The sequence below is a fragment of the Synechocystis sp. PCC 7509 genome (genome assembly GCF_000332075.2).
In the GTDB taxonomy this organism is placed as follows: domain Bacteria; phylum Cyanobacteriota; class Cyanobacteriia; order Cyanobacteriales; family Chroococcidiopsidaceae; genus Aliterella.
On the sequence record NZ_ALVU02000001.1, the window covers coordinates 2,545,196 to 2,559,062 of the forward strand.

Here is a 13,867-nt window from a genome sequence, read left to right on the forward strand (position 1 = left end):
GTTATGCACAAAAGCACAAATAAAGGTATTAATCTAATTAAGCTAACTTTTTAAACTCAGATCCCTTGTTAAACTGTGCAACTACCTTTATTTGGAAGCTTTGCCTAAAAATGACAATATAGTCATTGAATAATGACTAATTGCTAGGAGGTAAAATTTTCTAAACAGCCAGTAATAAGCATTTAGTAAGTTTTCCTCTGCTTTTCACTGACTGTTTCCAGCTTGTATAAAGTTCCCATTTTGGGCAGCTAAATTAGCCACCTCTAGAAAGACTTGCTTCTACTTGCTTAAATTCTTGTTGTAGGCGTTGCTTGAGCTTCTGCGGTACAGGGCGGTTGGGATAAGAACTATAGTGTCCAGCTAAAGAGTTTAATGCTGTCCGCATAGTAGTAAAAGAGTTAAGAACTGTAATCGATGTATCTCTTTGGTAACGAGCAGAAAATTCATTAATTTTTTCTCTGGCTACGGCTTGAGACTGGGCTTTTTCGGGGTCATCTTCCGGCAAATCTAAAGCAGTTCTTAAAGTATTGACTACGCTTAAAGTGTCTTGACGATAATCTCCACTTAGGGAATTAGAGCCATTATTAGAACAGCCCATTAAGCCAATGACGGCAACCAAAACCAAGGCAATTAGACGCGACCAGTAGCGCTTCATAAGTTTTTAAGTAAGTAGACATTAAATTAACGTCTATCCTATCAGTGATTGGTGCAAAGGCGATCGCCTTTGGTGCAACGCCGTCGGTAGTTAAGCGCCGAAACCAAGCAACTCTTACAATGCCTTGTTAGTTGCAATCGGGTGGTACAGAGTATCTCTTTGCTGATAAGGGCGATTGTTTAACGAAGAAATTGCCTTTTGGAGAGTTTCTACTTCCATGCACGTACCCCCCAAAGCGCCAGCCATGGTTGTAATGTGTTCTTCCATCAATGTGCCGCCAATATCGTTACAACCCCAGTTAAGCGCTTCTGTTGCTCCGGTTAGCCCTAATTTGACCCAGCTTGGTTGATGGTTGGGAATCCAATTACCTAACATAATTCGCGCTACGGCGGTAAGGAGTAAGGCATCTTCTAATACTGGTTGGTCGCGTCCTACTCGTTTGCGTAATGGCTTAGGAGCTTCTTGACCAACAAAGGGCAATAAAATAAATTCACTAATAGTTGCAGGGTAGGCTTTTTCTAAAGCGGTTTGTTGCAGAGTTCGTAATTTATCTAAATGCTCTATTTGTTGCTCTGGGGTTTCGATATGCCCGGAAAGCATAGTGCTAGTTGTGGGTAAACCTAGTTTGTGAGCGATACTAACAATTTCTAACCAAGTAGCTGTATCAGTTTTTTCTGGGCATAAAATGCGCCGTACTTCATCGTTTAATACTTCCGCCGCCGTACCGGGCATCGAATCCACCCCCGCAGCTTTTAAGGCTGTAATTACATAGGCGTAACTAAGGTTGTCTTCTTTAGCGATAAATTGAACTTCTTGAGGAGAGAAGGCGTGGAGGTGTAGCTGGGGGTATTTGCCTTTGATAGTTGTAACTAAACGTAAATAATAATTTAGACTTAGCCCGTTGATTTTAGCGGCGGGGTTTAAACCTCCCTGCATACAGATTTCTGTAGCATTACGCTCTACTGCATCGGTAGCTTTAGCTAAAATTTGCTCCCAGTCCAACCAGTAAGAACCCTCCGCATTAGCATCACGCCTAAAGGCGCAGAAACTACAATGCTGTTCGCAGATATTTGTATAGTTAATGTTGCGGTTGATTATATAAGTAACTGTATCGCCTGCTTGACGCTGGCGGAGTCGGTCGGCGGTGTGTTTGATTGCAGACTTGACATTGGGATCGGTCTGCTTTAGTAACATTACTCCTTCAGTGGCTGACAAATCGCACCCATTCAAGGTATTTTCTAGAATTGACTCAATAGTTTTAGTCGTCACGAGGCATCCAATAAATAATTTCTGCTATAACTTTAATTTTGTCAGAATTCTTGGCAGAAGGTAAAAGTTAGCATGATGCTTCCGCAGTTAATCAGACTATATTGCTAACTAAATAGGTTAGAGAATTTACCGAAAAAATGGTGAGGCGTGAAACTTAAAACTTGTTTACTGCTGCTACTGTGGACAACTATAGCCCTAGGTTTGCGTTTAACTCAACTTACTGCTAAGTCACCTTGGACTGATGAATTTTCGACTTTGGTGTTTAGTTTGGGGAATAGTTATCGCACTGTGCCTTTAGATAGCGTGGTTTCTCTCGATCAACTATTGCAACCATTACAAATAAATCCTAATGCTGGTGTAGCTCAAGTTATTCATAACTTACTGACTGAAAGCAACCATCCACCGCTTTACTTTATGCTGGCTCATTGGTGGATGCAATTATGGTCTACAGATAGCGGATTAGTCTCTTTATGGGTAGCCAGAAGTCTGAGCGCTATATTTGGCGCGTTGTCTATTCCCGCTATTTATTTTCTCAGCGCTTTTGCTTTTCGCTCCTCGTTGGTTGGATTGCTGGCGGCGGCGATGATGGCGGTTTCTCCTTATGGCATTTTTTTAGCTCAAGAAGCCCGTCATTATACCCTTGCCATTTTGTGGGTAATTGCTTCTTTTGGTTGCTTGGTAGCTGCTACAAAGCATATTCAAGAGCGCACAAAACTACCTATCTTAATCGTTATAAGCTGGATAGTAGTCAATACTTTAGGTATTGCTACCCATTACTTTTTTGTTTTAACTTTAGCGGTGGAAGCTGTGATATTGCTTTTTTGGCAATATCGCCAGAGGAAAAAAGCTTTTACTGCTCCCTGGGGACAAATTTACGCTGTGGCGCTAGGTACGGCTATCGGGGGAATAGTTTGGTTGCCAATATTTTTACAAAATAATAGCAAGTTGACAGAATGGATTGAAAATGGCGATAAATCGAGTATTTTGGCGCTATTAAATCCTATTTTTCAAGCATTAGCTGCCTGGATTACGATGTTGTCGTTGCTACCTGTTGAGGCTTCAGCGTTACCAGTAATTATTGCTTCCGGTTTAGTGATGATTAGTTTTTTTGTTTGGGCTACGCCTTTACTCAAGCATGGCTTAGTAACTAATTTACGGCAACCAAAAACTCGTTTAATTACTCAGACATTTATGGCAATTGTCGGCAGTGCGATCGCCATATTTTTCTTTTTCACCTATATTTTAGGTATCGATCTTACTCGTGGCGCTCGTTATAACTTCGTTTATTTTCCCGCCGTAATAATCTTAGTGGCGGCAAGTTTGGCTACCTACTGGAAAAATTCGGCAACTAAACTGCCAACAAATAATTGGTCATCGGGGAAAACTGCTGTAGCCTTAATTTGGTTAATGGGATTTATAAGTGCGATCGCCGTTATTAATAACCTAGGGTATCAAAAGTATTATCGTCCAGACTTGTTTTTGCAGTTGGTACAAAAAACAAATCCTTCTATCCCGGTTTTGGTTGCCACAACACATAAAACTCACGTCCAAACTGGCGAAATGATGGGAATTGCGAGAGAGTTTAAACTTGCTAAAATGCCTAATAATCCTGAGTTTCTTTTAGCCCATCAAACTCAAGATCCTGCTACTTCAACCGCCGTTTTGCAAAACACTGTAAGTAAAAAACTTTTACCCTTTGACTTATGGTTAGTTAATTTTTATGCTCCTGTAAAGCTCGATAGGTGTGCTTTGCAAGACTTAAAAGTTCCGGTAGACGGTTATAATTATCAACTTTATCATTGTCAAGATAGGGTAGTCAGTAATTGGTAATGGGGAAAATTATTTTATTTTTGTAAAAAATCTGTTCTTTCTGAAGTGGGTACGCTTACAGGAGATAAACCAGAAATTGCTCGGAGATTTTGGCAGCGAATTAAATCTACAAAGTTTAAGCTTGAACGCTTTTCAATTTGCGCTACTGCTTCAATTGCTGATAATAAATATTGTGCCGCTTCTGCTTCGGAATAACCGCGTCTTTGGGCTACTTTGATCGCTGCTTCGTCTGCTTCTAACTCTACTTTAGAACTGCGACTATTACGCCAAATCTGAGCCGAGGCAAAAGCACTCAATCCTGCACCAATAACTACACCCACCGGATCGCTTTGCACTAACTCCACCGCCGCTCCCAGTAGCCCAGCTAATACTACGCCTTGGGAGATATCTGGTTTAAACCATTTAATCCCTGTTAGCCAACTAATATTGGTTAACAGTAATAAGTCTCGCTGCGGTTTAGATAAACGCCGCCACAAATCAAAATTAATATATACTTGCCGTTGTTGCTGCCAAGGAAGGGGCAAAGGACTATTAATTATTTGTCTTTGCTCTGGTTTACTAACAATTTTCGTCATCATTCGCCCAGAGGCTGGCATTAAATCTAACAGGCGGCGAATTTCAGCGTTTTGCTCCATAAAAATAGTTTTTGTGCGATCGCCAACTAAGTAATATCCCTTATTTAACACCCTACACCCTTTTAAGGCTCTGCTTGATGAGCAAATACTGGCAAAAGTCAAAAACAGAGTGGTCATTCATTACTAAATTTGGGTAATTGAGGCAACAGGTTAATATTTGCATGGGTTTTCCTGTCTTTCGATCCCGATTGTTAGACTAAAAATTGAAAAATGCTCTTAGTAAACTATGAGCCGGAGAATATTTTATGGCTGCTGTTCCTGAATCGTCGCTTGAAGCTGGTTTGACGGCATTAGAACAAGGTAATTTTAATAGGGCGATCGCTATATTAAAAGTTGTCTGTAAAAATTCCTCCCAGCCAACGGCTACCAAGGTGCAAGCACAAAAAGGTTTAGTCACAGCTTACCTAAGCAAGGGAGAAAATAATCAAGCGATTTCCCTATTACAAACTCTTAGTCAAAGTAGCGATCCTGACGTGAGAACATGGGCTATCAGTAATTATCCTCAACTTGTAAATACATTACCTATCGACGCAACCGGATTTATAGCCTTTGTCGAGGATATAGAGCAAGTTACTAAGCAAGAGGCAATAGTAGTAAAAGTTGAGGCTGTACCCGCGCTTTTGCCGCCCCTAGCAGACAAAGAAGAAAATTTATTAGTTGTGTCACCTTTTGAGTGGCGACACGCACCTAGGGCGCAACGGTGGCAACCTTTAAAAGCAGTGAATTTTGTGCCTTTGTGGCTGTTAATGGCGGGAAGTGCGATCGCGCTTTTTTGGCTGCTGCGCGAAGTGACAATATTTGTCATGAGCTTTATTAACGATCTGCTGGTTAAATTACCTTATTTAGAGCCATTTCAACCTTTTTATCACGATCCATCAAACTTACTGCGTATCTTGCTTTTATTACTAATAGTTTTCTGTCCTTGGTTGCTAGACAGGCTTTTGCAACTAAGTTATCAAATCCAACCTTTATCTATAACTCAGCTTGCCGAATATAGCCCCGAATCAGAGCGATTATTACAACGCCATTGCCGTCAACAAGGCTGGCTTTTGCCTCAATTAGTTATTTTGTCTACTGCCGCGCCCGTAGCCTTCAGCTATGGCAATCTCCGGCGCACGGCTCGAATTGTCGTTAGTCGAGGGTTGCTGACACAATTGGCGGCGGATGAAATTGCTAGTATTTATGCTTTGCAACTTGGACATATTGCTAGTTGGGATTTTGCCCTTATGTCCTTATTTATAGTGCTAACTCAAGGAGTTTACGCTGTCTATCGTTATGTAGCAACTTGGGGCGATCGCCAAAAAAATGCAAACATTAAAATTGCGGCGGTGATAATTTCTAGCACTGCTTATGGTTTATGGTGGCTGCTATCGATTCCGGCTTTGTGGTTGTCTCAATTACGGATATATTATAGCGATCGTTTTACGGCTAGTCTTACAGGCAATCCCAACGGCTTAACTCGCGCTTTAATTAAAATCGCGATCGGGATTACCACTGATGTACAGCAACAAGAATGTACTAGCTGGTTGCTGGAAAGTCTCAATTTATTTATGCCTATAAGTTTTTACCAAGCTATTACTTTGGGTAGCCTCTACCCAAAAATTGAGCCGATTCTAGCTTGGGATTGTTTTAATCCCTATCGTTACTTACTCACTATCAATAATACTCATCCTTTAATTGGCGATCGCCTTCAACGTCTAAATGCTTTTGCTCAATATTGGCATCTAGATCCAGAACTAAATTTAGCTCCTAACTCCAAATTAGAGCTAACTTTGTCAAGCTTACGACTGCAATTAAAACCCCTGTTTAATTACCGTACCTTATTACAATTTACTGCTGTTTTTGGGTTGCTTTTTGGATTGCTAATTGGAGCAATATCTTGGCTAATTGGGGCAGTTACGCATATAATCTGGATTCCTCAGCTTGCTTGGATGTATGGCGACTGGTTGCTAATTAAAGCTTTTATTCCGATTGCTTTAAGCATCAGTCTATTTTTGCGGATAAATTTTTTGTTTCCAGATATTACCCGGACGACGCTTCGCTCTACTCCAAGTTTAGCCGACCAATTAACAAGCTCTACGGCTTTACCTATCGATAGTAACCCCAATCGCTTAAAAGGTAAGCTTCTAGGGCGACGGGGTATAGCTAATTGGTTAGGACAAGATTTACTGTTAAATTCTTCTCAAGGTCTATTTAAGCTGCATTATGAGTCCCCATTGGGTTCTATTGGTAATATCTTTTTGCGCCAATCCCTCAACCCCATGGATTTGCTAGGAAGACATATTTTAGTTACAGGTTGGTTTCGTCGCGGCGCTACTATATGGATAGACCTTAGTACCTTGCAAACCCAAACAGGCAAACTTAGCAATAGTTTTCAACCCCTGTGGGCTACTATTATGGCAAGTGCGATCGCTTTATATGGCACTTCCATAATTGTTTTGGGTAGATAAAAATATATCATTTCAGTTTTTCTAAAAATGCTATAAAGCAATTATTACTCAAACAGACTAACCGCAGGTATTTGGCTACTTACGTTTGCTAAACTTAATAAATTCAAAAATACCCGTATTTAGAAAGATGAAATCAGTCAAAGCCAAGCACAAGTATTGCTAAAGGCGGAATTATAAGCAATTAGCTACCCTACTATCCCTGGGCGTGATATTGTAAAAAATAGTGTCACCGTTACAGGCAAGTAGCATTAGAAGCGTTACTCATGGCAAAGAAGCTATCAACTGAGCAATCGTCAAAAGAAAAACCAGTTGTGAAGCCAAAGTTTTTTCAGGAGATTAATAATTGAAATGCTGAATTAACAAACTGTACCTGTACTGCAAGGATTAGCTAGATAAAATTAGTTGATGACAGCGTATGTCAATTTTTAATTTATTATCAACCAATCTATGCTAAATGGTTCGATGCCAAGTTATTTTTGTGTCAATTTGTAGAGGAATAGTTCATGTCAGTTCGTTTATATATTGGTAATCTGCCCAAAGAAGAAGTAGAACGTCAAGACCTGCAAGCAGTGTTTGCAGAGGAAGGCGATTCAGTGGTTACAAAAGTAATCAAAGACCGTAAAACAGGCAAATGCCGTGGTTTTGGTTTTGTTACAGTTAATGACGACGAACACGCTGACAAAATAATTGAAAAATTTAACGGTTATTTATTCAAAGATACTCCTATAAAAATAGAGAAAGCTTTACCACGTACCAAGGGTGCAGAAGAAGAAGGTGAAGGGCGCTCGGTGGACAATGAGGGTAGTCCAACGACCACTAATAGCAATGTAGACAAACCAGCCCCCACTCGCCGTAGTAATAATAATAATAATAAAAAATCTCGTCGCCCAGCTACTAGCACTACAACTAGCACCAGCGAAAGCAGTGAAGGAGTCCAACCAGATCCTCGCTGGGCTGCGGATTTAGAAAAACTCAAACAAATGTTGGCAGCACAGACTACAAATGGGTAATGGGTAATGGGTAATGGGTAATTATTGCCCACTACCTATTATTTCGAGAAAATATTTTGCCAGTAGTCTAGATTAAGCAGTTGGCAAAGGAACTTGTAGCCAAGATCCTAAATGCGATCGCAATTGACTAGCAAAATCGGCACGTTGGCTAAATAGTTCGGTACGAATAGGTTTGCGCTCTTTGTCCAATGTCCAGCCATAATCGCTACTCAGTCTTAATTTATTTTGCCAATCGGCTACCGATACTACTAATTTTGGTGCGGGGCTGTTGTCGCCATCACTAACAACAAATACATAATTAAAATTATTTTGGGTAGCTGCGGCAATCGTTGAAGGTTCTCCACAAACAAACTCTAAACGCGATCGCACTTTCTCAACCAAATCCTCATCACCAATATCTTCCAATGGTCGCACTGCCAGCGTCAAAGCAAAATAAAAATCTTCAATTGGCACAAACTCTAATTGCATAGCTGTATCGTAATACTTGAATTAAACTTTTTATTAATTACTACTAAACTTAGTATTAACTGATGAAGTTAACTAATTAAGCATACTGTGATTAATTTTACTTATACCCAATATAAGATAGAATGTAAATAATTATCCTTGTGTTACTTTATAATCAATGTATAAAAGTTTATACCAATAATTGCGATAAATAAACTTAAAATACTCTAAATGTATGAGTATTGGGGGATTGACAAAACTTTATAAATGCACTCTAGCCCTAGAAAAAAATCCCAAGACGGACATAGAGAGCTAACAAAAATATTTCCCGCAGTGGATGCCCAGAACATAAGACAAAATTATATTAAACAATAAGAATAAAAAATATTCCGCTCTCACCATAGGAAATCGCCCAGAGCGACTCTATCCAAAACTTAGTTAAAATCCGGTAATTATCAGCTATGAGTATCTCTAATCGAAAGCATATTGCCTTAATTTCAGTTCACGGCGATCCTGCAATTGAAATTGGGAAAGAAGAAGCTGGTGGACAAAATGTTTACGTGCGTCAAGTAGGCGAAGCTTTAGCTCTCCTTGGATGGCAAGTAGATATGTTTACCCGCAAAGCCAACGCCGAGCAAGCCGCGATAGTTCAGCACTCTCCTAATTGTAGAACAATTCGTTTAGTAGCTGGGCCAGAAGAATTTGTACCAAGAGATAATATATTTCCCTACGCCGCCGAATTTGTCCAACAAATATTAAAGTTTCAAAAAGATAACGGCATTAAGTATGCTTTAGTTCATACCAATTATTGGATCTCTGCTTGGGTAGGAATGCAGTTAAAGAAAATCCAAGGTAGCAAGCAAGTTCACACTTATCACTCCTTGGGTTACGTTAAATACAAATCAGTTTCGACAATCCCTTTAATCGCTAAGACGCGCTTGGATGTGGAAAAAGCAGTATTAGAAACTGCCGAAAGCATTGTAGCCACAAGTCCCCAAGAAAAAGTTCATATGCGACAGTTGGTATCGAAACAAGGGAATATTGATATCATTCCTTGCGGTACAGATATACATCGTTTTGGCTCGATAACTAGAGCGCAAGCAAGACAAGAATTAGGTATAGATACCGAATCGGCGGTAATTCTATACGTAGGTAGATTCGATCCGCGTAAAGGGATTGAAACACTTGTTAGAGCCGTAGGTCAATCGAAACTACGGGGCAAAAAAGATATAAAATTAATTATTGGCGGTGGTTCACGTCCGGGACAAAGCGACGGGATGGAACGCGATCGCATTGAGAGTATTGTAGCTGAACTAGGACTAACAGACATTACTATTTTCCCTGGTCGTTTGGGTGACGAGACATTGCATACTTATTATGCGGCGGCGGATGTATGCGTTGTTCCCAGTCATTACGAACCTTTTGGATTGGTAGCTATTGAAGCAATGGCGAGTGCAACCCCAGTAATTGCTAGTGATGTAGGTGGATTGCAGTTTACAGTAGTTCCCGAAGAAACAGGCTTACTAGCACCAGCAAAAGATGATGCGGCTTTCTCCCAAGCAATAGATCGTATTCTGTCGTTATCTCCAGAAGAACGTGAAGAAATGGGCGTTGCAGCGAGAAAACGTGTAGAAAAACTATTTAGCTGGGAAGGTGTAGCCGCTCAATTGGGCGATTTATATACTGATCTAATGCAGCCAAAAACCCAGCTTATCCCTGTAAAGCAAAAAGAAGCTGTTAGTGCTTAGTTATCTAGTTTGGCAAACCCAAGTGAAAATTACTACAGTAATTTTCACAAACCTCTAAAGCTTCCATTATTCGGGCATTAGAGGTTTATTATTGCCTTCGTGACTACCAATATTATCAAAAGCGATCGCGGTTTCCGGGTACAGTAGCAGCAAATGCGATCGCCCGTTGCAGATGTACAATATCGCTCATATAGCAATTAGAGTAAAGAGAATTATTTAGGAATCAATCTACACCTAACCCCAATGTACGAATGCTCATGTCTTAACAATTAATGTTTTCAACGCCGACACTTTATTGATATGCAAGGAGGTTAAGTTGTTCACTCAAAAGCCCTTCTTGCATCAGTTCGTATCTTCCTCTATTTAACGCTTCTACCCACTCGGATTGAATGTGCCAGTTTTTACGCCAATTGATTGTAGCTTGTGGTGGTACAAAACCAGGGCAGAGTTTATGTATTTGAGCCAAAGACAAACCACTAAAACAAAAGCTTTGATAAACTAAGGTTCCGTAAGCAACTTCGCAGTTATCAAAATAACTATCGTAAAACTCTTTTTCTACGCCCATCACAGAATTATATTGAACCCACATTTTGGCAACAGGCAAGGATACTGTTTTATCTGCTATAAATCCACCTTTAATAATAGAATCAGGAGCAGTTTCATAGAGAAGAATCAGATCGCCTAATTCCATCCCAATTGGACGCTTTCGTAACTCTATATTTTTTACGCCAGAAACAATACGTTCTGCGTAAATACGTTTAATACTTAGAGCTTTGATGTACTTAGCCTGCATAAATCCCTCCAATCTCAACAGCTTTTTTATACCGATATAGAGGAAGACTGTGCATTTTTTGTGGCGTTCCCTTCAGAATACTATTGCTGAGTAAATCCTTTAGACGAATCACCTGACGCAAGGGCATAAGGCGATCAAATTCAATAGCTTGTTTCCGTTGTCCTTCAATGCCAATTTCTTGCAAATCAAGAATGCCTTTCATGCCTAAATCGCTGTAAAGTTGAGTAGGAATCCCCATGTATCGAGCGACAATTCTAGCAATAGCTACTACTCCAGAGACAGGTCTGCTGGCATAAAACATCACTAACGATCCTCTCATATCGTCTTGAGTACAGCTACATTGGCCGTAATAAACTGTTTTACCTGCTTGAAATATCTGAATCAGAAATTGAGGACGAATTGGTATAACGTAGGCTGTTTGAGACGTAAAGATAGACTCTGCTGGATAAGTCAAATTAAGCCAAGAATCGAGAGAACATTGGTTAATTAGAGTTTCATCCGCAGCCTTTAACTTAACTACTGCTTCGCTAAATTCAATCTGCTTAACCTCTTTTCTGCCTAAAAGATTGTAAGAAGATTGTATTATTGACGGGAATAGAATTTTGGCTTTAGTTACTTCATCTAAGCTACTTTCTTCTAAGTTGTAAAACAGCAATTTTGTTAAAAACCACTCTGGTTGATTATCTTTTCGTTCATATATTTCACGCCCTATACCTTCGACCCAAAAGCCATAACGTTCAAAAAATGGAACTAGCTCAACTTTTGCTGTAGTAACAAAAGCTCTTCTAATTCTCTCTTCTTTCCACTGTTCAAGACAAGTTAAAATTAAGTTTCGCCCAATACCACTACGCCGATAATCTTCAGTGACGAAGAGGGTTGATAACTTAGCTATTCTATTTCCTTTAGGCTTCCAAATTGCAACTCCAATAGCTTTTCCATCTCTATAAGCCACATTGAAGATAGTGTCTAGATTCTTAATTGTTTTAGATAACCATTGTGGAAATCCCGGATAAAGAAAAGATAATTCCTCATCAATCACTTTGATCAACTCGATTTCGTGTTTAAAGTCATCATAATTCTCCGGGAAACCCCGTTGCTTCAGCACGGGGAGGGATAGGAGGGGAATCGATGGGGTTCAACACCCCGGAGATTCCCACATATTTTGTGTTATAATGTGAGGTATGCAAAAAGCTTACCGTTACCGCGTTTACCCAACTTCCGAACAAGAAACCTTGTTGCGGAGAACTATGGGTTGTGCGCGTTTGGTTTACAACCGAGCGTTGGCTTCCCGGACGGAAGGTTGGTACGAAAGGCAAGAAAAGGTTGACTACATCAAAACTTCTGCCATGCTTACCCAATGGAAAAAGCAAGAAGACTTGCAATTTCTGAACGAGGTTAGCTGCGTACCTTTGCAGCAAGGACTTAGACACTTGCAAAAAGCCTTTGCAAACTTTTGGGCGGGACACGCTAAGTATCCCAACTTTAAAAAGAAGCATAATGGTGGCTCTGCTGAGTTCACTAAGTCCGCTTTTAAGTGGAAGGATGGGCAAGTATGGCTTGCCAAGTGTACTGAAGCGCTGCCGATTCGTTGGAGTAGGCAACTGCCCAAGGGATGCGAACCGTCTACCATCACGGTCAAGTTGGATGCGAGTGGGCGATTCCACGTTTCTTTGCTCGTAGACACAGTGATTGAACCATTGCCAAAATCCAATAAATCTATTGGTTTGGATATGGGGATAACTAGCTTGATTGCTACCAGTAATGGGGACAAAATCGCTAATCCCAAGCACTTTAAACGCAGAATCGCAAAGCTTAGACGAGTCCAGAAATCTTTGTCTCGTAAGCAGAAGGGGTCGAACAATCGACATAAGCAAAGGCTCAAAGTAGCCAAAGTACATGGACAAATAACTGATAGTCGCAAAGACTTTTTGCATAAGCTAACTACTCAACTGGTGAACGAAAACCAAACCATCGTGGTTGAGGATTTGGCAATCAAAAACATGGTCAAAAACCATAAATTGGCGCTCTCGATTAGCGATGCTAGTTGGGGTGAATTTGTCCGCCAGCTTGCTTACAAGTGCGAGTGGCACGGGCGAGAACTGATTAAAATTGACCGATGGTTTCCTTCCTCCAAAAGGTGCGGAAACTGTGGGCATATAGTAGACAAAATGCCGTTGAATGTACGTGAGTGGGATTGTCCTAAGTGTCAAACTAACCATGACCGTGATATCAACGCGAGTAGGAATATACTTGCCGCAGGGCTTGCGGTGTCAGTCTGTGGAGCGAACATAAGACCCGATAGGCAAGAGTCTAAAAGGCAGTTGCAAAAAACCCGAAAGGGAAAGAAACAGAAACCTAAGTCGTGAGTCTTAGGAATCCCCGTACCTTAAGGTCGGGGAGGAGGTCAATTCCGTTAAGCTTCTTTACTCCAAAGGCAGAAATTATCGATTCAAAGGAATTGCCTTGAATATCCTTTCGTCCTCCACCCAACTCTGAGAAGTCATCAATAATAACTGCTCTATAGAGTCTATCTAGGAAATCCTGTAGTTCTTTGTGACTAGGAAATTTAAACCATTCAATTCCCGGTGCTTCTGAAATATGATAACCCTGCTCCTTCAATTGGGAATGAATGGTTATTTCTACCCAATCGCCTGGTACTGTAACTGCACCCAGTAACTGTGGCTTTTCTGGATGCGAAGTTTTTTTAATTTGTGCTTTTATACGCTGAAATGCCAATTCTCTAGGATCGGCATCAATACTCCCAGAAGTTCTTCCAATTTTAACTCTTGGCTCTCCCCTTAGATACGAAGGGAATGAGTAGATGTAAAGAACCGTCTGTATTTCCATAAACCTTAAAATCTTACTCGTCTCAGTATAGACAAGCTGTTTAGCTTGCTTATTATAACCAATTCATCAGTCTTTCTGACTACAACCCTAAATTAATTCTGTTTTTTTGACAATGGATTAGTAAAGACTGCATTCTAAATTGCTCACCTAACTCGATATACTGCTTGTTCTCCAGAAACGAAG

At 40.4% G+C, this 13,867-nt stretch carries 12 protein-coding genes; 5 read left to right on the plus strand and 7 right to left on the minus strand.

What is annotated here, in order from left to right; genetic code table 11:
* Nucleotides 1-253: 253 nt before the first annotated feature.
* Both psb27 and cofH read right to left on the minus strand, forming a co-directional pair.
* Nucleotides 254-655 (minus strand): photosystem II protein Psb27, encoded by a 402-nt coding sequence (gene psb27 / locus SYN7509_RS0212775; protein ID WP_009630969.1) that lies wholly within the window; start codon nucleotides 653-655, stop codon nucleotides 254-256.
* A 114-nt stretch (nucleotides 656-769) separates the two neighbouring features.
* Complete coding sequence (gene cofH / locus SYN7509_RS0212780) at nucleotides 770-1,936, minus strand: 7,8-didemethyl-8-hydroxy-5-deazariboflavin synthase subunit CofH (protein ID WP_432205685.1); 1,167 nt, start codon at nucleotides 1,934-1,936, stop codon at nucleotides 770-772.
* Nucleotides 1,937-2,071: 135 nt separating this feature from the next.
* Between cofH and SYN7509_RS0212785 the strand changes: the two genes are divergently transcribed.
* Nucleotides 2,072-3,754, plus strand: coding sequence for a glycosyltransferase family 39 protein (locus tag SYN7509_RS0212785; RefSeq protein ID WP_009630971.1), 1,683 nt, complete (start codon nucleotides 2,072-2,074; stop codon nucleotides 3,752-3,754).
* A gap of 14 nt (nucleotides 3,755-3,768) precedes the next feature.
* On the opposite strand, the gene SYN7509_RS0212790 is transcribed toward SYN7509_RS0212785, so the two are convergent.
* Nucleotides 3,769-4,440, minus strand: a complete 672-nt coding sequence (locus SYN7509_RS0212790; protein ID WP_227501499.1) for a DUF3318 domain-containing protein — start codon at nucleotides 4,438-4,440, stop codon at nucleotides 3,769-3,771.
* Between the two features lie 194 nt (nucleotides 4,441-4,634).
* Here SYN7509_RS0212790 and SYN7509_RS0212795 point away from each other — a divergent pair, with 194 nt between their 5' ends.
* Together SYN7509_RS0212795 and SYN7509_RS0212800 are read left to right on the plus strand one after the other, a co-directional pair.
* The gene (locus SYN7509_RS0212795) at nucleotides 4,635-6,839 is read left to right on the plus strand and encodes a M48 family metalloprotease (RefSeq protein WP_009630973.1); all 2,205 of its coding nucleotides are present in this window, start codon (nucleotides 4,635-4,637) and stop codon (nucleotides 6,837-6,839) included.
* A gap of 503 nt (nucleotides 6,840-7,342) precedes the next feature.
* Nucleotides 7,343-7,849, plus strand: coding sequence for an RNA recognition motif domain-containing protein (locus SYN7509_RS0212800; protein WP_009630974.1), 507 nt, complete (start codon nucleotides 7,343-7,345; stop codon nucleotides 7,847-7,849).
* Nucleotides 7,850-7,921: 72 nt separating this feature from the next.
* Here the strand turns inward: SYN7509_RS0212800 and SYN7509_RS0212805 are convergent, their stop codons facing one another.
* Complete coding sequence (locus SYN7509_RS0212805; RefSeq protein WP_009630975.1) at nucleotides 7,922-8,317, minus strand: hypothetical protein; 396 nt, start codon at nucleotides 8,315-8,317, stop codon at nucleotides 7,922-7,924.
* Nucleotides 8,318-8,757: 440 nt separating this feature from the next.
* Here SYN7509_RS0212805 and SYN7509_RS0212810 point away from each other — a divergent pair, with 440 nt between their 5' ends.
* Nucleotides 8,758-10,044 (plus strand): glycosyltransferase family 4 protein, encoded by a 1,287-nt coding sequence (locus tag SYN7509_RS0212810; RefSeq protein ID WP_009630976.1) that lies wholly within the window; start codon nucleotides 8,758-8,760, stop codon nucleotides 10,042-10,044.
* Nucleotides 10,045-10,336: 292 nt separating this feature from the next.
* Here the strand turns inward: SYN7509_RS0212810 and SYN7509_RS0212815 are convergent, their stop codons facing one another.
* Together SYN7509_RS0212815 and SYN7509_RS0212820 are read right to left on the minus strand one after the other, a co-directional pair.
* Nucleotides 10,337-10,837 carry a DUF3850 domain-containing protein gene (locus SYN7509_RS0212815; protein ID WP_009630977.1) on the minus strand — a complete coding sequence of 167 codons (501 nt, stop codon included), beginning with the start codon at nucleotides 10,835-10,837 and terminating at the stop codon, nucleotides 10,337-10,339.
* Complete coding sequence (locus tag SYN7509_RS0212820) at nucleotides 10,827-11,942, minus strand: GNAT family N-acetyltransferase (RefSeq protein ID WP_028954291.1); 1,116 nt, start codon at nucleotides 11,940-11,942, stop codon at nucleotides 10,827-10,829. Before SYN7509_RS0212820 ends, SYN7509_RS0212815 begins: the two co-directional genes overlap by 11 nt.
* A 76-nt stretch (nucleotides 11,943-12,018) precedes the next feature.
* Here SYN7509_RS0212820 and SYN7509_RS0212825 point away from each other — a divergent pair, with 76 nt between their 5' ends.
* Nucleotides 12,019-13,203: an RNA-guided endonuclease InsQ/TnpB family protein gene (locus SYN7509_RS0212825; RefSeq protein WP_028954175.1), complete on the plus strand. Its 1,185-nt coding sequence runs from the start codon at nucleotides 12,019-12,021 to the stop codon at nucleotides 13,201-13,203.
* Here SYN7509_RS0212825 and SYN7509_RS0212830 read toward each other — a convergent pair.
* The gene (locus tag SYN7509_RS0212830) at nucleotides 13,193-13,684 is read right to left on the minus strand and encodes a GIY-YIG nuclease family protein (RefSeq protein ID WP_009632660.1); all 492 of its coding nucleotides are present in this window, start codon (nucleotides 13,682-13,684) and stop codon (nucleotides 13,193-13,195) included. The genes SYN7509_RS0212825 and SYN7509_RS0212830 overlap by 11 nt on opposite strands.
* Nucleotides 13,685-13,867: the final 183 nt, after the last annotated feature.